1 protein-coding gene is annotated in these 294 nt (G+C 60.9%); it reads right to left on the reverse strand.

Going from position 1 to position 294, the window contains the following annotated elements; translation table 11 throughout:
• Window positions 1–229: phage minor capsid protein (locus tag QP415_RS11425; RefSeq protein WP_285100153.1), on the reverse strand; the 229-nt coding region annotated here is incomplete at its 3' end.
• Window positions 230–294: the final 65 nt, after the last annotated feature.

Genomic DNA, 294 nt, shown 5'->3' on the forward strand with positions numbered 1-294 from the left:
CAGTAACGGTGACGGGCACCATCACCCCGTCGCGGGTTGCGTGCTCAACTTTAACGGTGCCAGTGTTCGTGCCTGACAGGCTAAGAATCTTCCCCTGATAGGGCGCACACAAGTGGCAGGTGTATTCGTTGCCGGTGACCATGACGAGGTCAAGGCCGAGGGCGCTGAGTTCGTCGGCGTATGAGCCCCGGAAGGCGTGCATCGCACCTGTTCGGACTGCCATTTCCACGTAGGAGTCGATTCGCCAGTTTCGCCCGGTCTTGTCCGTGAACGTGCTGATCCCCCGGGCGAGGT

It is taken from the genome of Pauljensenia sp. UMB3104 (assembly GCF_030217285.1).
Lineage (GTDB): Bacteria > Actinomycetota > Actinomycetes > Actinomycetales > Actinomycetaceae > Pauljensenia.